At 52.5% G+C, this 23,378-nt stretch carries 15 protein-coding genes, 1 tRNA gene and 2 rRNA genes; 15 read left to right on the forward strand and 3 right to left on the reverse strand.

Annotation, left to right across the window (positions count from 1 at the left end; translation table 11 throughout):
* Window positions 1–88: 88 nt before the first annotated feature.
* Both Q7R85_00270 and Q7R85_00275 read right to left on the reverse strand, forming a co-directional pair.
* The gene (locus Q7R85_00270) at window positions 89–727 is read right to left on the reverse strand and encodes a hypothetical protein (protein ID MDO8584543.1); all 639 of its coding nucleotides are present in this window, start codon (window positions 725–727) and stop codon (window positions 89–91) included.
* 183 nt (window positions 728–910) lie between these two features.
* A tRNA-Ala gene (locus Q7R85_00275) sits at window positions 911–981 on the reverse strand.
* Between the two features lie 63 nt (window positions 982–1,044).
* Between Q7R85_00275 and Q7R85_00280 the strand changes: the two genes are divergently transcribed.
* From Q7R85_00280 to rrf, 8 genes are all read left to right on the forward strand, one after another.
* Window positions 1,045–1,362, forward strand: a complete 318-nt coding sequence (locus Q7R85_00280; GenBank protein ID MDO8584544.1) for a hypothetical protein — start codon at window positions 1,045–1,047, stop codon at window positions 1,360–1,362.
* A 91-nt stretch (window positions 1,363–1,453) separates the two neighbouring features.
* Window positions 1,454–2,551, forward strand: coding sequence for a hypothetical protein (locus Q7R85_00285; GenBank protein ID MDO8584545.1), 1,098 nt, complete (start codon window positions 1,454–1,456; stop codon window positions 2,549–2,551).
* A 99-nt stretch (window positions 2,552–2,650) separates the two neighbouring features.
* Window positions 2,651–3,004, forward strand: a complete 354-nt coding sequence (locus tag Q7R85_00290; GenBank protein MDO8584546.1) for an NUDIX domain-containing protein — start codon at window positions 2,651–2,653, stop codon at window positions 3,002–3,004.
* 170 nt (window positions 3,005–3,174) lie between these two features.
* Window positions 3,175–3,774, forward strand: a complete 600-nt coding sequence (upp, locus tag Q7R85_00295) for a uracil phosphoribosyltransferase (GenBank protein ID MDO8584547.1) — start codon at window positions 3,175–3,177, stop codon at window positions 3,772–3,774.
* A gap of 279 nt (window positions 3,775–4,053) precedes the next feature.
* Window positions 4,054–4,674, forward strand: a complete 621-nt coding sequence (locus Q7R85_00300; protein MDO8584548.1) for a hypothetical protein — start codon at window positions 4,054–4,056, stop codon at window positions 4,672–4,674.
* 156 nt (window positions 4,675–4,830) lie between these two features.
* Window positions 4,831–5,511: a hypothetical protein gene (locus tag Q7R85_00305; protein ID MDO8584549.1), complete on the forward strand. Its 681-nt coding sequence runs from the start codon at window positions 4,831–4,833 to the stop codon at window positions 5,509–5,511.
* Window positions 5,512–6,026: 515 nt separating this feature from the next.
* Window positions 6,027–9,726, forward strand: a 23S ribosomal RNA gene (locus Q7R85_00310).
* Between the two features lie 124 nt (window positions 9,727–9,850).
* Window positions 9,851–9,966, forward strand: a 5S ribosomal RNA gene (gene rrf / locus Q7R85_00315).
* An 84-nt stretch (window positions 9,967–10,050) separates the two neighbouring features.
* Here rrf and Q7R85_00320 read toward each other — a convergent pair.
* Window positions 10,051–10,584: a hypothetical protein gene (locus Q7R85_00320; protein MDO8584550.1), complete on the reverse strand. Its 534-nt coding sequence runs from the start codon at window positions 10,582–10,584 to the stop codon at window positions 10,051–10,053.
* A 117-nt stretch (window positions 10,585–10,701) separates the two neighbouring features.
* Between Q7R85_00320 and Q7R85_00325 the strand changes: the two genes are divergently transcribed.
* The 7 genes from Q7R85_00325 to Q7R85_00355 all read left to right on the forward strand — a co-directional run.
* Window positions 10,702–11,469: a hypothetical protein gene (locus Q7R85_00325; GenBank protein MDO8584551.1), complete on the forward strand. Its 768-nt coding sequence runs from the start codon at window positions 10,702–10,704 to the stop codon at window positions 11,467–11,469.
* A 1-nt stretch (window position 11,470) separates the two neighbouring features.
* Window positions 11,471–12,547, forward strand: coding sequence for an FtsW/RodA/SpoVE family cell cycle protein (locus Q7R85_00330; GenBank protein ID MDO8584552.1), 1,077 nt, complete (start codon window positions 11,471–11,473; stop codon window positions 12,545–12,547).
* A gap of 1 nt (window position 12,548) precedes the next feature.
* Window positions 12,549–13,550 (forward strand): endolytic transglycosylase MltG, encoded by a 1,002-nt coding sequence (mltG, locus tag Q7R85_00335; protein ID MDO8584553.1) that lies wholly within the window; start codon window positions 12,549–12,551, stop codon window positions 13,548–13,550.
* 23 nt (window positions 13,551–13,573) lie between these two features.
* Complete coding sequence (locus tag Q7R85_00340) at window positions 13,574–15,157, forward strand: hypothetical protein (protein MDO8584554.1); 1,584 nt, start codon at window positions 13,574–13,576, stop codon at window positions 15,155–15,157.
* A 314-nt stretch (window positions 15,158–15,471) separates the two neighbouring features.
* On the forward strand, window positions 15,472–18,714 hold the full coding sequence (locus tag Q7R85_00345) for a DNA-directed RNA polymerase subunit beta (GenBank protein ID MDO8584555.1): 3,243 nt from the start codon (window positions 15,472–15,474) through the stop codon (window positions 18,712–18,714).
* 12 nt (window positions 18,715–18,726) lie between these two features.
* Window positions 18,727–22,323 carry a DNA-directed RNA polymerase subunit beta' gene (gene rpoC, locus Q7R85_00350; GenBank protein MDO8584556.1) on the forward strand — a complete coding sequence of 1,199 codons (3,597 nt, stop codon included), beginning with the start codon at window positions 18,727–18,729 and terminating at the stop codon, window positions 22,321–22,323.
* 20 nt (window positions 22,324–22,343) lie between these two features.
* Window positions 22,344–23,378 (forward strand): hypothetical protein (locus tag Q7R85_00355; protein MDO8584557.1); only part of this gene is annotated, 1,035 nt, incomplete at its 3' end.

A 23,378-nucleotide genomic window follows, 5' to 3' on the forward strand; every position in this document is an offset into this window, starting at 1 on the left:
CTACCATGGTAACGGGTTCCATGGGGTGCGTCAATCAATAAAAATAACCCCACAAAGCGGGGTTATTTTTATTGATCCGGTATCCGGATTATCGCGGAGTGGTGGTGGCAACCGTGGTTGTACTAGTAGCAACTGTTGTTGTTGCCGGCGGAGTGTAGGTGATGACGGTTGCGATGCGGCTGAGCCGCGCTCCGTTAGTTCCAACTGAAATCACGGCGCCTATTTGAATCACGCTTGAAGAATTTTTTACCAGCGACAATCCGTTAAATGTCGTTGGGGCAAGTTGAGTCGGGGTGAGGCCTGCAAGGTTATAATTCCACGCGACGGTGCTATCCATATTGTTATAGCGGTAGAAGACGCCGAGTGTTGTTGTGCTACTCCCGTAGTTGTTGTTCTTTGATGCGCAGGGAGTGATAGTGATTGCTGTGATTGTGGAACCGTTCGGAACTGCGGCAAGACTTATGCCATATGATTCGCGACTTCCCGCGGCATTCGTGTAGTTGTAACTAGCCAGCCCATCGCACGTCAGCTCATTGACGTTGTTGAAATGCCCTCTCCGCGCCGTGCTTATGCTTGGCATCCATCGAAGATATGTTCCGTCGGATGAAGGAAGGAGTGCATTGGTCGTGTCTGCGAATACCGAATAAACCGAAAAGAGGGAGGCAATACCTAAAAGTGCGATGCCGCTGATTAAGATTTTGTGTTTGACGTTATAGGTCGTTGTCATAAAAGTTTATTTTTTTATTAGTATTTCTTTCGTTGTGGAATTAATCGACCATATGTGAGATCCACGATTTAATTTGTGTAGTTGGAAGTATCCCTATGCGTAACGCATCGGATGCGGAAAGTCTAACTTGTAAATTTTGGGATATGCTTGCATTCCGCCTCGGCAACCCCACAGACAAACTTGTGGACCCAGGGAGAATCGAACTCCCACCTCGGCAATGCGAATGCCGCGTAATACCATTTTACTATGGGCCCATTAAGGACATACTAAGGGAAAGCAGCGTGACTGACAAGGTCTTGCCAACAGTTATAATCTGCATGAAAGAAATCAGCCACATCGTAAAAAGTTTGCTACACGCCTCGGGTGTATTTTTATACATCCTTGGGATTGTGGGATTACTCTCCAACGCGAAAGGAATGTTTGGTCCCACGGACCCGCCTTTCCCTCTTGCGCCGCTCTTTATGCTGTTGCTCTTCATTATATCGGCAACCATTACCGGATCGTTGGTGCTCGGGAAACCAATCTATTTGTATCTGGAACACCGGAAAAAAGAAGCGTTTATTTTTCTTTGCTCCACGTTAGTATGGCTCACGTTCTTTCTCGCGGTGGTTGCGGCGGCGATGCTGGCATTTTAGTTCAGTCCCCGGCCGCGCCACGAAGTTTTTGCGATGTGGTAATTGCGCGTCCGGCCGGCGCGTTCTATATTGGTGATGAACGTATATCTGTATGAGTTCTGAGAATCCAAAACAAGAAAACGACGCGGAGAACACAGAAGAAGGGCATGGAGCAGCAGCGAAAGGCGCGGAGCGCAGTTTTTTTGATCTCGAAAACGTTGATCATGAGATCGTAAAAAAGTTTAAGCCGGAATTTATCGCGATGGGCGGCGAGCATATCGTTTATAGCATTCCGGAACATCCCGACGTTGTGGCAAAAGTGAACATTCTATCGGTGCGCAGGATTTTACACGAGAATCGGCGGGCGCTACAGCGCCCCGACGCGCTCACTGATGGCGCGAAGCGATACATGGATAATTTTCTTCATGAAGAAGCGGAGAAGTATCAAGGAGTTAGGGCCTATTTTGGCGCTGAACACGCGCCGAATCAGAAAAAGTTTTTATTGAAGATTCCGATAACTAAAAACATATTGAAGGCTATCGGGGAAGAATCTTCCGGTGAGCTTGCAGAGGTTTGGGGCGTGGTGATGATTCAGAAGCGCGCCGAGCTGGAGGGGCCGGATCACTTCAGTTTGGCGACAAACGGATATCCGGAGCAAAGGGATATACCCGGCGGAGTTTATCAGGCCGCGACCATGTGTTTGCTGTATGGCGACGAGTATTCGGGATTGTCGGGAAAAGAAGCATTGCTGGAATTGCTGGGAGAGGGTGGCGGAGACCTCAAGAACTTAATCGCGGCCGCGGAACAGGACGCCAAGCTTCGCGTGATGCTCAAGGATCTCGTCGAAAAACTTATTGTTTATTTTGAAAAAACCGGAGCGATATTTGACGTCGTCGGGAAGGATAACATCGCGATAATGAAGGAGGGAGGGGTTTGGACGTATAAGTTTGTAGACGCGATTTATCCCGAGGGGGTGGATGTTAGCGCTGACGCACGGAATGCTATTGTCAAGCTTGCGCGCAAGGAAGAGATTACGGACGTGGAGCGGAATGAGGTGTTGAATACCATAAACTTTGTCCGCACCATGAACGGACTCGCCGAGTTTTTGGGTTCCGAGAAGCGGATAAATATTATTCCCGATGAGGTGTGGGATGGCGAGTCTAACTTTTCATACGTTGATTTCCAAAAAACCCTTAAAGAAGAGGATTAATATGTCTCAACCCAATGTCACTATCGGGTGCAGTATTATGTTGGAGCGGGACGGCAAGCTCTTGCTCATTAAAGAGGCTCGCCCGAACGTGCGCGGGAAATGGAATACTCCCGCGGGCACCTTGAGGGTGTAGAGACTCCTATTGAATGTGCGTTAAGAGAGGCAAAGGAAGAATCGGGTTACGACGTGGAGCTCACCGGCATACAAGCGGTGTATCACCGGCCGAGCGCGGACGAGTATATCATTGACTACTGTTTTTTGGCGCGTCCAAAGAGTTTGGTGACGTCGCCGCTCGCGGACGATGTGCTTGAAGCAAAATGGTTCACGCGCGAAGAAACTGAAAAATTACCGCGCGAATCGTTGCGTTCGGCGCGGAGCGCAAAGCGGTTGGAGGATTGGCTTGCCGGTGTGCGCCATCCGATTAGTGTTGTTGCGCAGCCCCCGCTTTCATAATCCTCTCGTGGGTTGTTGCGCCGGCAAAGTGTTTACATTATTAAAGCTTAAGCGCTGAAGATGTAAACATTTTTTTGCGGTTGTTTTTCTTCTTCTTGCGTTTTTTCCGTTGCCGCGTAATACTTTGTGCAGCACGACTCGGAATGTTCTATGTAAGGAAGGAGAACATCATGGAGGAAACTTACCTCACGATTCTGCGCGACAAGGAGACAAAGACGGCGGAGTTCCGCTGGGCGGCTCACGGGTTGGCAAGACTGCTGATCCCGAAGGTGGTGGCGAAGCTTCCTATGAAGTCTCGCGCCATTGAGACGCCGATTGGCGCCGCGCAAGGCGCGTACGTCACCGACGACGTCATGGGGGTGCCTATCCTTCGCGCTGGCACCGCGTTCGTTCCCGCGTTGATGGATGTGTTGCCCGGGGTGCCGATCGGGTACCTGGGGATGGCGCGTGACGAGAAGACCGCAGAGGCAAGCGTGTACTGCGAGAAGCTGCCGCCGGAGCTTTATCACTACGCCGTCATCATGGACCCGATGCTCGCGACCGGCGGAAGCGTCTGTCTGACGGTGGAGATCCTGAAGCACGCGGGCTATGACGAGAAGAACGTTTTCTTTGTCGGTATGTTCGCGGCGCAGGTGGGGTTCGACAGGCTGAAGAACGTAATCCCCGAGGGGAACATCGTGGTGGCGTCAAACGGCGCGCAGCTCGATGAGCGGTTTTACATCATCGGTGGCTGCGGCGACTTCGGCGACCGGTACTGCGGGACAATGTAGGGAGGACAGCATGAACGCATTCACTTTGTGCCTCGCCATGACGGGGAAGCTCAGTCCCAAGAGGAGGAAGCAGATGGCTCGGATAGAGAAGCCGCGGTTGGGCAAGGTTACCACCACGCAGGATGGCGACCTCACTCGCTACAAGGTGGAGCTGAATCCGCCGAGGCCGCGGAAGCTGGTGATCAACTCGAAGCCGCGCAATAGATAGCGCGGAAGCAAGTGGTGGGGCAGGGAACGGCGAACGTTCCCTGCCCCTTTCCATTTGTAGATTTCTATACTATGTTATGTGCAGTGCGTGGTTGGACATTCCTTGAAGGAGGACTTATGTTCGCGGGAAATTGGTTGCTGCTCTCGGTCATCGCTGACCAGAAAATCGGGCAGGCGCACATGGTCTATGTGCGGCATGATTCGGACGGAAAGTACGCAGCAGGGAAGGAATACGTATTGCCGGACGGGAGGCGCTGCACGGTGCGGTGTACTATTCCTGGCGATACATATGCCGGCGAACTTCTCGGCCGCATCTACGCGATGAAGATCGATGGCGAGGGTGGCGTGTGGCACGATCTCGAATGGCTGCTGCTCAACGTTCGCGAGTTGGGCGTGGAAGACGGGAAAGCGCAGGCGGAGCATGAGCGCACCATAAAGGCGGCGCGAGACAAGGAGGTGATGAAGGCGGTGGGCGCCGGAATTGTCGCGTTGGAACAGAAGGTAGATGCTTTCAGGCGCGACAGCGAGGAGCGTGAAGCCGCGTACAAGGCGAAGCTCAAGGAGCTCAACTGGACGATCTATTGCCTGCGGCACAAGTCGCAGCCGAAGGTGTCAAAGGAAGTGCGCCGGGAACTCGGCAAGGCGGCTACCCAGATCTACGAAGGCAGGCGCAACAAGAAGAACAAGAAGTAGAAGTGAACACGGGATAGTCACGCAATGCGTGACTATCCCGATCCATTTTGTTATCCACAGCCAATAATGAGTAGGCGCCTGTTATAATAGAAAAGTACGGGGAAAACCCGTAAAGGTCGAGGATTTTTAGGTAATAATTTTCTTCAACTACTATATATGTATGTACAAGGATGGGTTGATGTAATTGTGGTGTCGCTCCAGAACCTTTGGGCGTTGGTTATCGGATTCCTTCCGAACATGCTCGGCGCATTGTTGGTCCTTCTTATCGGACTCATTGTCGCCGCCGGCCTTGAGCGTTTGGTAGAGCGATTGGTCTTCTATCTCCGCATTGACGCGCTTCTAGAGAAGATGGGCGTCGGTGCGTACTTGCAGCGCGCGAATCTCCAGCTGAACGTCGGACACTTCTTGGGTAAGATTGTGTATTGGTTTATGGTTGTCGCTTTCTTATTGGCGGCATCAGACATCTTGAGCTTCACGGCATTGTCCGGATTCTTGCAGGATGTGCTCCTCTACATTCCGAACGTTCTGATCGCGGCGCTCATTCTGCTCGTTGCGGTGGTGGCAGCGAATTTCTTGAAAGGACTGGTGCTTGCATCAGTGCTTGGCGCGAAACTCCACGCGGCGAAATTCTTGGGAACAGCGACATGGTGGGTGGTGATGATCTTTGGACTTCTCACCTCTGCTGCGCAATTAAACATTGCGGTGGCGATCATCAATACGCTTATCACGGGAATGATCGCGATGCTGGCGCTTGCCGGAGGTCTTGCATTTGGCCTTGGCGGCAGAGACTCGGCCTCGCGTTGGATTGCGAAGATGGAAAACGAAGTGCGCCATTAAAATGGTGCTTGCATTGTTTGTGCATGCTGCGCTGTGAGGGTGCGGCACGCGCAAACGATTGAACAAAAACACTCGCCTAGGCGAGTGTTTTTGTTTGTCCCACCTTGCGGGGTTATGCACACCTTATACATGTCACCCCTATTGACAGATTTTCATTGGTGGCTATACTAATGATTACACTGAAATGTTGACCTTAAAGCATAACCCCTGCGGCTCCTAGTCCTCCATAAAGAGGACAATTTCCAGAGCCGCGCACAGCGGCTTTTGTCGTTGTAAGGGGACCGGTGCTGACTGAAACGAACGGACATTGATAAACAGGATCTGACAGAAAATTCTTTTTTGTCGGGTGCTCATAAGTAAATCAATGCAAATGAAAACGCAATTTCAAGAGTATTATCGAAAGCATTCAATGCTTCGATGATCGGTTTTACTGCTCAATATCTGCATGATGGCGGAGTATTGAGTACGCCTCGTTAAGTCGCCTCAGGCGACCGCGAGGTTGCACGCGTTGAATTCAGAGCGTGTATAAGGGCGTATGGTGGATGCCTAGACACAAAATGGCGATGAAGGACGCAGCATAACTGCGATAAGCTTCGGGGAGGTGTGTAGCAACCTTTGATCCGGAGATTTCCGAATGGGGAAACCCTGCGCGGTAAACCCGCGTAACGCATGCGATTAAACGCGCATGTGAGCAGACCCGCTGAAGTGAAACATCTCAGTAAGCGGAGGAATAAAAATAGATTAGATTCCCCAAGTAGCGGCGAGCGAAAAGGGAACAGCCTAAACTTTAGTGTGTGCAGCAATGTATACGCTGGAGGGTTGCAAGGGTAAGACATTTTTGCGTATCGCAAAGCTCTCGTTAAACAGGGCTGTGCGATTCGCGGAAGATTGGTTACAAATTGCTTCGTTAGCTGAAGCTTCTGGAAAGAAGCGCCAAAGTGAGTGATAGCCTCGTAAGCGAAAACAAAGCAACCAATTCGTTTTATTTCTTAAGTACCTCGAGACCACAACATCTCGAGGGAATCCGCCAGTACTATCTGGTAAGGCTAAATACATTTTGTGATCGATAGTGAACAAGTACCGTGAGGGAAAGGTGAAAAGCAGCCCGGCGAGGGCGCTGAAATAGTACCTGAAACCATATGTCTACAAGGACTAGAAGTCCAACCACTGAGCAATCAGTGGCGGACAACTAGGTGCCTATTGAAGAATGAGCCAACGACTTTACGTTTACTGCTTGTCTAAGTCGCTTCATGCGACGGAGGCATAGGGAAACCGAGTGTTAATAGCGCGTTCTCTTATTTATGACCGAGTAGCTGGTATGCTTCCAGCGTTCGGTCATAGATGAGAAGGCAGTAAGTGTAAGACCCGAAGCCAAGGCGAGCTTGCCCTGACCAGGATGAACCCGAGCGAAAGCGAGGGGGAGGTCCGAACCAGTTGATTGTGCAAAATCTTTGGATGAGTTGGGGTAAGAAGTGAAAAGCTAATCGAGCTTGGTAATAGCTGGTTCTCTCCGAAATAGTTTTAGGACTAGCGTTCCGCAAAAACCGTATGGGGGTAGAGCACTGGTTGATTCGTATTGGGGGAAACCTCGGCGCATCAGTCAAACTCCGAATACCATACGGGACGCGGGATAGTCAGACTGTGGGGGCAAAGCTCCATGGTCGCGAGGGGAATAGCCCAGACCGTCGTCTAAGGTCCCTAAATTCTTGCTAAGTGTAAAAGGTAGTCATGCCCCAGAGACAGATAGGAGGTTGGCTTAGAGGTAGCCATCCTTTAAAGAGTGTGTAACAACTCACTATTCGATGGGTCGTGGCGCCAAAAATGTACCGGGGCTAAGCAAGATACCGACGACACGGGTGTCCATGACTTCGGTCGTGGACGCGGTAGGAGAGCATTCTGATTGCTGTGAAGGTTCATCCGTGAGGAGGACTGGAGCGTTCAGGAGTGAGAATGTTGGCATGAGTAACCATCAAATCCGATGAGAAATCGGATCCCCGAAAATCCAAGGTTTCCGTGGCAATGGCAATCAACCACGGGTTAGGCGATCCTAAGGCAATGGCGAAAACCGTAGCCGATGGGTAGCCGGTTAATATTCCGGCCCGCGCTTATTTGTGCGATGGGGTGACGGAGGAAAAAAGGTTGAGCGTCTCAATGGTTTGACGTCGCTGATGATAAGGAATGTGTTCTTGGCAAATCCGGAGCACTGTGTTTAATCGCGAATTCCGCGCGTCGGCGTAAGGCCAAGTTTTACTTGGCTAATTCAACTGAAGAGCCTTCCAAGAAAAACCTCTAAGTTTAGGATAAGCGCATCGTACCGTAAACCGACACAGGTGGGTGAGGCGAGACGCCTCAGGGGAACGAGTGAGTCTTGGTCAAGGAACTAGGCAAAAAAGCGGCCGTACCTTCGGTATAAGGCCTGCCCGTCACGCCGCAAGGTGTGCATGGGCTGCAACAAAAGTACATTTGGCGACTGTTTATCAAAAACACAGCTTCCTGCTAACTCGTAAGAGGATGTATAGGAGGTGACACTTGACCGATGCGAGAAGGTTAACGGTGGGTGTGTATTCGAAAGCAATTTTGGATATGCTCACTGCCCGAAGCCCTCGTCAATGTCAGCGGTAACTATAACCGTTCTAAGGTAGCGCAATTCCTTTCCGGGTAAGTTCCGGAGCGCATGAATAGTGTAACGATCGAATGACTGTCTCGACCAAGAGCTCGGTGAAATTGCGATTCCCGTGAAGACGCGGGATACCTGTAACGGGACGAAAAGACCCCGGGAGCTTTACTGTAGTTTGATATTGGCTTTAACGTTTTTCTGCGTAGCGTAGTGGCGAGGGTATGAAACCTGGTTTTCGGATCAGGTGGACCCGACAATGAAACAGCCATCTGGAAAATGTTAAAATCTAACCTTTACGGCAAAAACGTATTGGGACAGTGTCTGATGGGCAGTTTTAATGGGGCGTTATCCTCAACAAAACGATTGACATCCGTTCAATCGAGGGGGTTAACGTAATAAAAAATTCAGCTATATGCTGGGACATCCGTGCATCTTCAAGTACTCGGGCGCTTCGCGCTCAGTGAAAATCTTGAAGTGGCATCCGCCAGGTGGCGGATCGACGGACAATCAGCAGGCAACCTCCGACGGACATCGGAGAGAGTCCTCAACGACTATACGCTGAACATCGTGATGTCACTCGCGATGAAGATATAGTCTGACCTCTGTGGCGACACAGAGAGTTGTGGTAGAAATGCCGCGCCGATCACCGGCAACTAAATTTTAGAGTTGCTGGCGATGTGTAACAAATGCCTAAAAAGTAACGGAGGAGTTTATTAAGGTTGGCTTAGCGCGAATGGAAACCGCGCTGGACGTGTAAACGCAAAAGCCAGCTTGACGGCAAGACCTACAAGTCGCGCCGGTGCGAAAGCAGAAGTTAGTGACCCGATGATCCGTCATAGAATGGTCAGAGACATCGGCTAAAAGTTACCCCGGGGATAACAGGCTAGTCTGGTCCGAGAGTTCCTATCGACGACCAGGCTCGGCACCTCGATGTCGGCTCGCCCTAGCGCGGAGGTGGAGAAGCTTCCAAGCGTATGGCTGTTCGCCATTTAAAAGGGCACGTGAGCTGGGTTCAAACCGTCAACGAAAAAGAACCTAGAGAAGACATCAACAAACGGCGGCGCTTTGCCGTAAGGCAAAGCTGAGAAGTTGACTCATATCGGTGAAGTCCTACAAAATCTTTAACCTGGGTTTTGAGGATAACCCCGAGGGAAGGTCCGATGAACGTCGGACCCCCGTAGAGACTTGATCGTAAGGGATCGGAATCCGGTTTTATAATCGGGTTAATACGTCAACCCTCCGATGAATATCGGAGTGATGGTATAGTCCAAACAATTAGTAATAATTGAGTATTGCGTGAGACAGGTTAGTCTCTACCTGTTACAGGCGTGTGATGCTTGAGGGCAGTCGACCCTAGTACGAGAGGACCGGGTTGAACGAACCTCTGGTCTACCAGCTTTAGTACCAACTGAATCGCTGGGTAGCTAAGTTCGGAAGGGATAAGCGCTGAAAGCATATAAGCGCGAAGCCTAGCCCAAGATAAGGCATCTTTCCGCAAGGAAGCAGTCCGTAGAAGATTACTACGTTGATAGGTCGCAGGTGTAAGATCAGTAATGATTTCAGCCGAGCGATACTAATAGACTGTCACACGCTCTGAATTGAGCGCATGAAAGTAGCGTTCTCTGTAGAAATATAGAGGGCGCCAGTAAAACCGATCATCAAAGCATTGAACCCCCGCCTTTCGGCGGGGGGAAAGGGTTAGAAAAAACAACCTTTTTGTTTGCTGGTGTTTTGTTTCGATGTGTCCCACCTCTTCCCATTCCGAACAGAGTCGTGAAAGCATCGTGAGCCGATGATACTAGCTGCTTCGGCGGCCGGGAAAGTAGGATATGCCAGCAATCAAAAGGGTTGTTTTTGTAAAAAGATCAACGGCCTCGCTCTTTAATTAGAGCGAGGCCGTTGCGCGTTGGCTGTGTTCGGCGTTACTTCTTTTCGTTCTTGTCCTTGTCCTCCCGATCCTTCTCCGCGGCGTCTTCTTTCTCCATTTCGTCCGTCGCCGCCTTCCACTCGTCGCCGGTGAGTGCGGTGAGCAGGAACCTCCATTCGGTGTTGAACTTCATCGCACACCACGCGAGTCTTGCGACGGTGTCGCGGCATTCGGCGAGCTTGTCCTCTTCGTTCATGAGGTTGGGATTGCACAGGAGTCCGTAGGCGTGCACCCAGTGACGCTCGGTGCGCATGTAGAATTTCTCACAGTCGCGCAGTGCCGCCTTCGCCTCGTCCGTGAAGCGCGCGGGGTCCGCCTGCTTCTGGATGATGAGGAGGCACAGCACTTCCTCGCATGCCTCAGGAAGGCTCAGCCGGGCAGTCGAGGATATTCGCTGGAGCTCTGTGAATTCCTTGTACTGCGGAGACTTGGGGTTGTTCCGCTGGTCGCGCTTCTGCTCCTCTCCGAACGCGGTCGCAGTGAGCATGGTGAGGGCGAGAACGAAACCGATGAGGGTACGTGCGCTCATGGCGCATCCTCCGAAGGGAGACAATCAAAACACTAATCAGAACCATAACGGAACTCGTCGCCTTTGTCGAGCGTCTTTTGTTTTCTTGTTTTTTTGATTTCTTGGTAGAGTGAATGTATGTCCAATCGCATCGTCAAACAATTTCTCTACGGCATGTTCTATCTCCTCTCGCTCACGCTTATCGGCGGAAGCGTGTATTTGGGATATTTCAAACCCGCGGCGTCGTGTGTTGATAAGGTGCAAAATCAGGGAGAGGAAGAGGCGGACTGCGGGGGCCCATGTGTTGCCTGCGCCGTCCGGAAACTGCGGCCCATCAAGGTGTTGCCGTTGCAGTTGTTTGATATCGGCAACAACGCAAGCTCGGTGCTTGTGGAGCTTGAAAATCCGAACTTGAACTACGGAGCATCGCACATTGCTTATACCGTGACGCTGTATGACGCGCAAAACGCGGCGCTCACTTCATTCAACGGCGATACGTTCATTCACGCAGGCGAGGTAAAACTTATCGTATTTCCGGCGCTTGAGGTGCCATTCCGCGCTATCATGAGAGGCGATTTTGTGGTGCGCGATTCCGCGTGGCTCGCGGCGGGTGAGTTTCCGCGGCCGAATGTGGAAGTGCGTGAAGTGGTGACAAAACGTGAAGGAAAAACCGCAATCGTGGAAGGAGTGGTGCAAAATAATAATTCGTATGGCTTAAGACAGGCGGTGGTGAGCGCTGTTGCGATGAACCACGCGGGGCTTTTTGCGGACGCCTCACGCACGGTTCTCTTGGATATCCAGCCGTTTGAAGAACGCTTTTTTAAGATCGTAATCCCGCTGCTTGACGCTGATGCCGCAACCCTTGATACTGCCCGTACGCGCGTGGTCGTGGATACGCGTCGATAACATGCTTTCATATTTCAAGCGTCTTGATTGGGGCGTCACCGTTCCTGTGCTGGTGATGACCGCGGTGAGTTTGACTATGGTCGCGAGTATTGCTCCGCGGCTTTTTCCGATGCAGCTTGCGTGGTTCGGGATTGGCATTGCTGTGGCGGTATTGCTTGGCGTGAGCGACATACGTTCGCTCACCAATCATCGCGCCGTTGTCTACGGTTTATATATGTTGGCAATCGGGCTGCTGCTCGCCACGGCGCTTTTCGCGCCCACGATCCGCGGGTCGCGGAGCTGGTTAAGCTTCGGCCACGCGCAGTTTCAGGCATCCGAATTCGCGAAAGTGGCGCTTATTGTTCTTTTTTCATATTTTTTTGCGAAGGGACACGCGCGCATCGCGCACGGCTCAACCATCCTTGTTTCATTTTTGTATCTTGCCTTGCCTGCGGCATTTGTCATGAAGCAACCGGACTTGGGATCGGCGCTGATCATGGGCGGTGTGTGGATCGGATATCTGTTTGCTTCAGGTATCAAGCCACGGCACGTGGGGTTGGGGCTTATTGTTGCCGTCGTCGGATTCATCATCGCGTGGAACGGATTTTTGAAACCATATCAGAAAGAACGCATTGTTGGACTTTTTGTGCCCGATCGCGACCCGCTGGGGGTAAATTACAACGTTATTCAGGCAAAAATTGCCATCGGGTCCGGCGGATTTTTTGGCAAAGGATTTCGGCAGGGAACGCAGGTACAGCTGGGGTTTTTGCCGGAGGCGCAGACGGATTTTATTTTAGCCGCGCTTATTGAGGAGTGGGGACTAGTCGGGGCAATTATTCTGTTCGGCGCGTTTTTGTCGCTCATGCTCCGCATTATTTGGATTGCGTTGGAATCGCCGAATAATTTTTCACGCCTCTTGTGTCTTGGGGCGATCATTTTATACCTTTTGCATTTTGTGGTGAATGTCGGTTCAAATGTGGGACTGTTGCCCGTCATCGGAGTTTCGTTCCCATTTTTGAGCTATGGCGGCTCTAACCTGCTTGCAAATTTTATGCTTATCGGCATTATTCAAAGCATCGCGGCGCGGAAGTCATTCTAATATGGGTTCTTTCTTGCGATATTGTTTTATTGCTATCACTGCGGCGTTTGTGCTTGCCAGTGCTGTATTTGTGCGCAGTTTGGCGGCGCCGGCTCGCGAAAACAAAGCGCAAATTTTCACCGTACTCCCGGGCGAGGGTTTGCGGGACCTCTCCGATCGTCTAGAGACCGAAGGATTTATCCGCTCCGCGGGAAGTTTTCGCTTCTACGCGGTGCTTGTCGGTTCCGCGCACGCGCTGAAGCCCGGCACGTATGAAGTCACGTCCTCCGAAAGTGTTCCCGATATTGTGGAGCGGTTTGCCGAGGGGCCGCAAGACATCACGGTCACCATTCAAGAGGGAGGCACCCTCAAAGACGTTGACCGCATACTCGGCGACCGCGGCATACTTACCGAAGGTGCCATTGTACAATTATCAGTGGCCGAATTCCGCGACCGTTACCCGTTCCTTAAAAATGTAAAATCGCTTGAAGGATTTTTATTTCCCGATACGTACAAATTCGCGCCGGGTTCGTTAGCGCGGGTAGTTACAGAAAAAATGCTGGATGTATTCGCGGTAAAGGCGTATCCCGAACTCGCGGCCTCCGGAAACGATTGGTACAAACATCTCATCATCGCCTCGCTCGTGGAAAAAGAAGTGCCCGACGTTGCGGAGGATCGGGCTATCGTCTCCGGCATCATCGCGCGGCGGCTCAATATCGGCATGGGACTCCAAATTGACGCGACAATTGCGTACGCAAAATGCGGCGGAGCGCTTTTAACCTGCGGAGATATTCGCCTGGTGCGCGATGACTATGCCATTGCCTCGCCATATAATACCTATGCCCACGCCGGACTTCCGCCGACGCCGATTGCAAACCCGGGCGTTAATGCCATCCGCGCGGCCATAAACCCCAAGAAAACCGACTATCTGTTCTACCTTTCCGACCCAAAAACCAAACGCACCATTTTTAGCAAGGATTTTGAAGAACACAACGAACAACGGGCGAAGTATCTTGGGCTATAAATGGTACAATAAAGAACATATATATGACGACATTATCGGCACCAATGCAAAAACTGCTCACGGCGTTCCGCGTGTGGCGCGAGGTGACGCCAGTGGAAGAGGTCCCGAAAATCCACGTTGATGAAATCGCGGCGAAAATTGCCGCCTTTTACGAGAAGGTTCGGAACATCGTGGATTATCACGATGAGCACCTACTGCGGAAGCGGTTTATTTTGCGCGCGTTGAAACGCCGTCTCATTATGCAGCGTTCGGACGACATGGCCGAGGCGCTCATCAAGGAAATTATCCGTTCGGGGCATTTGCCCAACGACACGATTCCACAGGGAAAGATTCCGGAAGTCCAGCAGTTGATTGACGGCATGCGCGTCGTAACCGACCGCTTGCGAGGCCAAAATCCGCGCGAAGCCAGAGCGCTAGAAGAATGGCTTATTGAAATTGCCGCGAACTCCATTGAAGAAAATCTGGTGCCGCCCGCGAAAGACGCCATCCTTTTTGAACTTGCCTTCGCGACGGTGCGGAAAGATTGCGCGGTGACGGGGGCGGCATTAAGCGAGGATGAAATCGCGTTGCACCTCTTTGTCGCGCTCCAGCGGTCGCTGTTTCGCGTGGACGACGATCAGTTGTGCTATCGCTTATTCGCGTTTATTGCTCCGCAGTGGAAGCTGCTGCCAGGCATGGACGCCGAGCGCATTGCCATGGAACTTCCGGCATTGAAGAACAGCATCAACGCCGCGATGAAAAGCCGGCATATCGGCGCGTTTGAAAAACTGTGCAACCGATACAACACCGCCTTTTTTCTTATCGGAGACATTATTGAAGAGTACCAGACCATTGACGCGTTTACAGGCCTTTTGCAGGACGAAGCGGCGCTCAAAAGCGCAATCGCGCGGATGTACGCGCGCCGGTTTGAACGTGAGAGGCATCGCCTGCACCGCCTGGCATTCTTCAGTGTTCTTTCGTTTTTGCTTTCTAAAATCACCATCGCGCTAGCCGTGGAAATCCCGATTGAAACATACCTCACGCATAGCTTTTCCCTTACCAACACCATTTTAAACATCCTTTTCCCGCCGTTTTTGATGCTGATGATTGTCGCCGGTATCCGCATGCCGGGGAAGAAGAACGCGGAGCTTGCTACCGCCGCGGTTGCCGAAATCGTATACGAAGAAAAACCCCGCCGGTACTTTATCGTGATTCCGAAGCGCCACGGTATTGTTGTCGGGGCGTTTATGTACGGCACTTACCTCGCGCTCTTCGCGCTGTCCTTCAACGCGCTCTACCGTGTGCTCACGGCATTGCATTTCAACATCGCAAACATCATCGTTTTCGCGCTCTTTGTCTCACTGGTCTTGGCGGCCGGCGTGCGGATTAAAAACCGCGCGCGCGACTTGAGCGTCGCGCCATTGAAGGCGACAGTCGCGTCGTTTATCCTTGATCTCTTTATTTTCCCGTTCATCACCGTTGGCCAATGGATTATCTCCGGACTTGCGAAATTTAACGTGCTCGTGCTCGCGATGAACGCGGTCATTGAACTCCCGTTCCAATTTTTGGTTGAGTTTTTGGAAAACCTCCGCGGATTTATTGAAAGCAAAAAAGACAAGTTGCGATAAGTGGGATCACAAAGCGCAAATTGCCGAGTGCGTGTGTTATAATAAAGAAATGTGGCGCGGAAAGTGGGTCTTGACAAAAGTTTTAGGGCTATTGACAAAACTTGACCCTTTCGCATATAATTACTTTCATATTGTGAGTCACCAAAAATAAACGAAACTTTCCCGTTTGGGTGGGTTTTGTTTTGTGTAATACGGACAGTTTCTTATTCATGCAATAATAGCCGCTTTGCGGCCAGGGGACACCGCGGGTAAAATTCACCGCGCGCATTGAGTGCAGTATTACCATTAAGACGTGACGCGTTCGTAGGGCTTTTATGATTAAACAACTCCCCACGAAGGTTTTCTCAGCGCACAAAGGAGCTCTAGTGAAGCAGCCGAATTTGGTTGAGGTTCAGACAAATTCGTATCGCTGGTTTTTAGAAAAAGGCATCCGTGAATTGCTTGATGAGGTCTCTCCCATCAAGGACTACTCGGGCAAAGAGCTTGAGTTGCATTTTACCGACTTCGCTTTTGACGAGCCGAAGTACGACGAGGCGTATTCACGTTTCAAAGATTTGACGTACGAGGCGACGTTAAGAGTGAAGGCGAAGCTCACAAACAACCGCACGAAAGGCGAACATGAGCAAGAAGTGTACTTCGGGGATTTTCCGATCATGACCGATCGCGGTACGTTTATCATCAACGGCGTGGAGCGCGTGGTGGTCTCCCAGCTCATCCGTTCGTCGGGCGTGTATTTCACCGCGAACGTGTGGCGTGGCCGGAAGCTGTTCGGCGCGAAAGTTATTCCGAACCGCGGCGCGTGGCTTGAATTTGAAACCGACGCGGACGGATTTATCGGAGTGAAGATTGACCGCCGTCGCAAGGCGCCGGTTACTGACTTGCTCCGCATTTTCGGAAACGTTTCAAACGAGGAAATTTTGAAGGCGTTTGCCGACGCGGACACCGGACCGATTAAGCACATTGCTCAAACACTGAAAAAAGACAGCGCGGAATCCGCGGACGACGCGTATTTGGAAATATATAAGCGTATCCGTCCGGGCGATTTGGCCGCGCCGGAAAACGCAAAGAGCTTGATTGACGCGATGTTTAACCGCAACGACCGCTACGATTTGTCGCTGGTTGGCCGGTTTAAGCTCAATGAGCGGCTGAAGTCATATGTTGGCGACAAGATCCCCATGGGAGCGGAAGGCACTGCCTCGGGCAAAAAGGACGCGAATTCGCGTCTTTTGGGCTACGACGATTTGGTCCGCATCATTAAAGAAGTCATCCGTTTGAATAACGACCAGAGCAATGAGCCGGATGATATTGACCATTTGGGGAACCGCCGCGTGCGTCCAGTGGGGGAATTGTTGCAGAACAAACTCCGCGTGGGACTCGCGCGCATGCGCCGCATTGTGCAGGACAGAATGTCCACGCTGGAGATTGACACCCTGACCTCCGTACAGCTCGTGAACGCGCGGCCGCTGATTTCGGTGGTGAAAGAATTCTTCTCGTCCTCACAGCTTTCGCAGTTCATGGACCAAGTGAACCCGTTGGCTGAGGTGGAACACAAGCGTCGCATCTCCGCGATGGGTCCGGGCGGTTTGACTCGTGAACGCGCCGGATTTGAGGTGCGCGACGTGCACCGCTCCCATTATGGCCGCATTTGCCCGATTCAAACGCCGGAAGGCGCGAACATCGGTTTGGTGAATCACTTGTCAAACTATGCTCGTTTGAATGAATTCGGATTTTTGGAAACGCCATACGCGGTGGTCAAAAAAGGGAAAATTACCACCGAGATCGTTTGGCTGAACGCGCTTGACGAAGAGAAAAAGAAAATCGCGCATGCCGGCGTGCCGGTGAACGATAAAGGAGAGATAGTGGGCGAAATTATTGAAGCGCGCGTGAACGGCGAGCCGGGTATTTGCCATCGTGACGAAGTGGACTTGATTGACGTGGCGCCGCAGCAATCCATCAGCGTCGCGACCGCGCTTATTCCGTTTTTGGAGCACGACGACGCGAACCGCGCCTTGATGGGTTCTAACATGCAGCGGCAGGCGGTAGTTTCCGTTCGCGCCGACGCGCCGTATGTCGGCACCGGCATGGAGGACAAGGCCGCGCACGATTCGGGACACTTGGTGCTCGCGGAAGGCGACGGCGAAATTATGGAGGTTGATGCGACAAAAATCGTGTTAAAGACGGCGAAGGGCATCACAACGACGCTCCTCAACAAGTTTAAGCGTTCCAACCAGTTCACCTGCATTTCGCAGCGCCCGCTGGTGCAGAAAGGGGAGTATGTGAAGAAAGGCGCGCTCTTGGCGGACGGTCCTTCCATTGAGAACGGGACCCTCGCCTTGGGACAAAACCTCCTCGTGTCATTTGTGCCGTGGGATGGAGGCAACTTTGAGGACGCCATCATTTTGTCTGAGCGCGTGGTGCAAAACGACCAGTTCACTTCCATTCATATTGAAGATTTTTATTGTGATGTCCGGGACACGAAACTTGGGCCCGAAATGACAACCCCTGACATACCGAACGTTTCCGAGGAAAAACTCCGTAATTTGGATGAAGACGGAGTGGTGCGCGTCGGCGCGGAAGTGAAATCCGGAGATATTTTGGTCGGCAAAATTTCTCCGAAAGGTGAAAGCGAGCTCACTGCCGAGGAGCGTCTGCTCCGGGCGATTTTCGGTGAAAAAGCGCGTGACGTGAAAGACACCTCGCTTACCATGCCGCATGGCAAATATGGACGCATTGTGGGCATCAAGATCTTCTCGCGTGAGCACGGCGATAAGCTTGAGCCGGGTATCATCAAACGGGTGCAGGTGGAAATTGCACAGCTCCGCAAAGTCATGGCGGGCGATAAGCTCGCCGGACGCCACGGCAACAAGGGTGTTATCTCGCAGGTGCGTCCGGTGGAGGATATGCCGTATCTTGCCGACGGTACACCGGTGGATATCGTGTTAAACCCGCTTGGCGTTGCCTCGCGTATGAACCTCGGGCAGATTTTGGAAACGCATTTGGGTTGGGCGGCGAAGACCTTGGGCTACCGCGCGGTGACCCCGGCGCTCTCGGGAGCGACCGACGCGGATATTAAAGTGGAACTTAAAAAAGCAGGATTGCCCGAAAGCGGGAAAGTGACGGTGTACGATGGTCGTACCGGAAAACCGTTCAGCCAGCCGGTGACCGTGGGCATCATCTATATGATGAAGCTCAACCACTTGGTGGAAGACAAGATCCACATGCGCTCCATTGGTCCTTATTCGCTTATTACGCAGCAGCCGTTGGGAGGCAAGGCGCAATTCGGCGGTCAGCGCTTCGGCGAAATGGAAGTATGGGCGCTGGAAGGGTATGGCGCTGCGGCGACATTGCAGGAAATGTTGACCATTAAGTCCGACGACGTGGTTGGCCGTTCCGCCGCATACGAAGCCATCATCAAGGGCGAAAAGATTAAAGCTCCAAACATTCCCGCGTCATTCAATGTGCTCGTGTCTGAACTGAAAGCGCTTGGCTTAAACGTCGAATTATTGCGGCGCGAACTGACGGCTGAAGAAGAGGCCGCGCGCATGGAACAGAAATAAAGCACTAAATCTATGATGGACTTTACCGGATTAAAACTGCGCATCGCCTCCCCTGAAGATATTTTGCGTTGGTCGCACGGCGAAGTGATAAAGCCGGAGACTATTAACTACCGTACACAACGCCCGGAAAAAGACGGGTTGTTTTCCGAGCGTATTTTTGGTCCGACAAAAGATTGGGAGTGTTACTGCGGTAAGTATCGCCGTGTGCGCTATAAGAACGTCGTATGCGACAAATGCGGCGTGGAAGTAACACGCTCCATTGTGCGCCGTGAGCGCATGGGACACATTGCCCTTGCCACCCCGGTGGTGCACATTTGGTTCTTCCGCAATGTTCCCTCAAAGCTCGGCCTCATGCTTGATGTGCCGATGCAAAAACTTGAGAAGGTCATTTATTACGCGGCCTACATTGTCACGGAAGTGGACGAGGACGCACAGAAAAAAGGGCTTGAAGAGGTTGAAAAAGAATACAAGTCGCGCAAAAAAGCGAAAGAAGAGGGTGTTTCCGACGCGACGCTGAAGTCGGGTCTCTTGGCCGCGAAGGCGGAACTCCAATCGCTCCGTGTGGGCGAGGTGCTTTCTGAAACTGAATACGTAAACCTCGCGAAGCGTTTCGGGAGCATCTTCAAAGCCGGAAGCGGCGCTGGAGCAATCCGGAAGATTTTAGAAGCGATGGATTTGAAAAAAGAAGTAGCGGCGATCCGCAAGGCGCTGAAGGGCGAAGAGGACACGGCCGCTGAGGTGCGCCTCTTGAAGCGGTTAAAGTTGCTCTCCAGTTTGCTGGGCGAGGGCATGCGTCCGGAGTGGACGATTTTGACGACGCTCCCGGTGCTTCCGCCGGATTTGCGTCCGATGGTGGCGTTAGACGGTGGCCGATACGCGACCTCCGACTTGAACGATCTCTACCGCCGCGTCATCAACCGCAACAACCGCTTGAAAAAGCTGATGGATTTGCAGGCGCCGGATGTGATTGTGACGAACGAAAAAAGAATGTTGCAGGAATCCGTGGATGCATTGGTGGATAACTCCGCCCGCTTTGGTGTACAGCAGATGTCGGCTCAGCGCCGACCGCTCCGCTCACTCGCGGATATGTTGAAAGGGAAGCAGGGTCGCTTCCGCCAGAACCTGCTTGGTAAGCGCGTGGACTACTCCGGCCGCTCGGTTATTGTCATCGGTCCGGAATTGCAATTGCACCAGTGCGGTTTGCCGAAAAAAATGGCGCTGGAAATGTTCAAGCCGTTCGTGATTAATAAAATCATTGAGCGGGGTTTGGCGCATAACATCCGGAACGCGAACCGTCTGATTGAAGCGGCTCCTCCGGAGGTGTGGGAGATTTTAGAAGAGGTGTCCATGAACAAAAAGGTGTTGCTGAACCGCGCGCCGACCTTGCACCGCCTGGGCGTGCAGGCATTCCAGCCACTCTTGATTGAGGACCTCGTTATCCGCATTCCGCCTATGGTCTGCACTGCGTTCAACGCGGACTTCGACGGCGACCAAATGGCCGTGCACTTGCCGCTGACCGACGAAGCACAGCGCGAGGCGAGCGAGATTATGCTTTCCAGCGTGAACTTGTTGAAACCCGCGACGGGCGATCCGATTATGGTGCCGACGCAGGATATCGTGCTCGGTTGCTATTCGCTGACGCGGAACCCGTTGGATCCCGAAGTGAAAAAAGCATTCTCCAGCGTTGACGAAGCGTTTCTTGCGCTTGAATATGGCTACATCAAACTGCACACCATGATCCGCGTGCCGCACCCGAAGGTTGCAGGGGAGCGCTTAGAAACAACCATCGGTCGCCTGCGCTTTAACGAAGCGATGCCGAAAGATTTCGGGTTTGTGAACCGGCAGCTGGATAAGAAGGAACTTTCTAAAGTTGTGGGAGCAATCATCGGCACCTACGGGACAGAACGCTCCGCGCAGTATTTGGACGCTATTAAGAAAATTGGTTTCGCGGCGGCAACGGATTCCGGTATCAGCTGGGGTATGGACGACATGGTGGTGCCTCCGGAGAAAAAAGAACTTATCCACGCGTCCGAAGGCGAGGAGGCAAAGATTTGGGAGCAGTTCAACCAGGGGTTGCTCACCGAGTCCGAGCGCCGCAACCGCGTCATCAGCATTTGGGACAAGGTGAAGGGCAAGCTCGCGAAGCTCTTGCCGCAGGTGCTCGGGCCCACAAACCCGATTTTCGAAATCATTTCGTCCGGCGCCCGCGGTTCGTGGTCACAGCCGACACAGATGATGGGTATGAAAGGACTTGTGGCGAACCCGAAAGGTGAAACCATGGAGTTGCCGGTGAAGTCGTCACTAAAAGAGGGTTTTTCAGTGCTGGAGTATTTCATCTCCACGCACGGCGCGCGCAAAGGAACAACCGATACCGCATTGAAAACTGCGTCTGCCGGTTACCTCACGCGCCGCTTGGTGGATGTGAGTCAGGACCTCGTGATCCGCGAGGAAGATTGCAAAGCCAAGGAAGGTGTTGAAATGCGTCGGAAAGATGGTGCCGATTTCGGCCATTCGTTCGCGTCACGCCTTTTCTCCCGCACCGCCCTCGCGGATGTGAAGGTGGGCAATAAAGTGTTTGCGCGCGCGGGCGACATGATTGACCGCGCGACCTCGGAAGCAATCGAAGCGGCAGTTGCGGTTGAGTCGGTTTGGGTGCGCTCGCCGATTAATTGCAGAACGCTGTACGGTCTTTGCACTGCGTGTTACGGCTTTAACTTGGGCAACAACCATCCGGTGGAGAAGGGGGAAGCGGTCGGTATTGTCGCCGCGCAGTCCATCGGCGAACCGGGCACACAGCTTACCATGAGAACGTTCCACATCGGTGGCGTTGCCGGAGCCGACATTACGCACGGTCTGCCGCGCGTGGAAGAATTGTTTGAAGCGCGTCCGCCGAAAGGCAAGGCGTTTATGTCGGAAATTGACGGCACCATTGAGGCGATTGAAGAAAAAGGGCTCATCCGCACCGTGCGTATCGCGGGCACCGACAAAAAAGACGGTGTGCTGGAGTACCCGATTCCGCGTACCTCAGAGATTTATTTCAAAGTTGGCGCTTCGGTGAAAAAAGGAGACCAACTTTCCGAAGGCCACTTGGACATTAAGGAGCTCTTGGCATTGAGAGGGAAAGAAGCGGTGCAGGCCTACATTGTGGGTGAAGTGCAACGCATCTATGTTTCGGAAGGTGCCTCCATCAACAACAAGCATATTGAGATTATCGTCCGCCAGATGTTCTCCCGCGTGAAAATCAAAGAATCCGGCGACACGGACTTTGTGCCGGGCGACGTCATTGAAAAATCGCGTTTCCTGGAAGTGAATCGCGAGATGAAGCGTGACGGAAAAACTCCGGCGCGGGCGAAACAACTCCTGATGAGCGTCACCAAAGTCGCGCTGTCAACCGAAAGTTTCCTTTCCTCGGCGTCGTTCCAAGAAACAGCAAGAGTGCTCATCAATGCCGCGACTGAAGGCAAGGTGGACTTGTTGCGTGGACTTAAAGAAAACGTCATCATCGGCCGTCTCATTCCCGTGGGCACCGGATTCCAATTCCACGAGGAACGCCGTCGCTTGCAAGGCGACACGATCATCGAAGAGGCCGGAGAGGAATCGGTGGAGTAGGGGATAGAGCATGGGAAGCAATGAAACAAAAAAGCATGGAAGCATATGGCGCCATGCTTTTTTGTTTGCTATGTTTTGTTATACTTAAAGTAATATGCAATTCCAGAATCAAAGAAGCAACCACCTTCCCAATTTATTGCTTTATTGCTTTATTGCTTTATTTCCCTGCCGCCGCTCATGCCTTCAACGGTCCGCCGCCGGGAAATCCGCCAACCGGTAACGGCTCCATTGTTACGGATGCCTCAAACCGCGTTGGGATTGGAACAGCATCACCCGACCAACTACTCACCGTTAAAAACGGAATGGTGCATGTCGCGAACGGCGCGACGCTTACGACAACTCCGGGAAGCACCGCTGGATATGGTCTTTTTATCGGCACCGATAACGCAACGGGCGAGTCGCGCATTCAAACCTATTGGAATACAGGCACGTCATTTTTGACTTTTCATACAAATACCGGCGGACTTGCAAGCGTGGAACGTGCGCGTATTGACGCAAATGGCTTGACGACCACCGGCTTCAAACTTACCACCGGACCGGCAATCGGCTACGTTTTGACAAGCGACGCGACAGGTGTTGGCACATGGCAAGCAACGGCGGGTGATATCACCGGAGTTACGGCCGGAACGGGACTCACAGGAGGAGGAGTTTCAGGCACGGTTACGTTAAATCTTTCTACCCCCGTGACAGTCGCGAATGGCGGCACAAGCGGAAGCAATGCGCTTACCGCTAGGGCAAATCTCGGAGCCGCGGCATCCGGCGCGAACAGCGACATCACCTCTATCGCCGGACTTACGGCTCCGCTTGCGGCGACGCAGGGCGGCACTGCGCAATCAACTTACGCGACCGGTGACCTTCTTTATGCCTCAGGCGTAAACACGCTCAGTAAGCGTATAATTGGCACTGCGGGACAAGTGCTTACGGTCTCAGGTGGCATACCGACGTGGGCAGCTCTTCCTTCGAACGGCACCGTCACAAGCGTCTCCGGCTCCGGCGGTACAACAGGCCTCACGCTCTCCGGAGGGCCCATCACCACAACCGGTACGCTCACGCTT

The organism is bacterium (genome assembly GCA_030649055.1).
Classification (GTDB): Bacteria; Patescibacteriota; Minisyncoccia; order UBA6257; family JAUSGH01; genus JAUSGH01.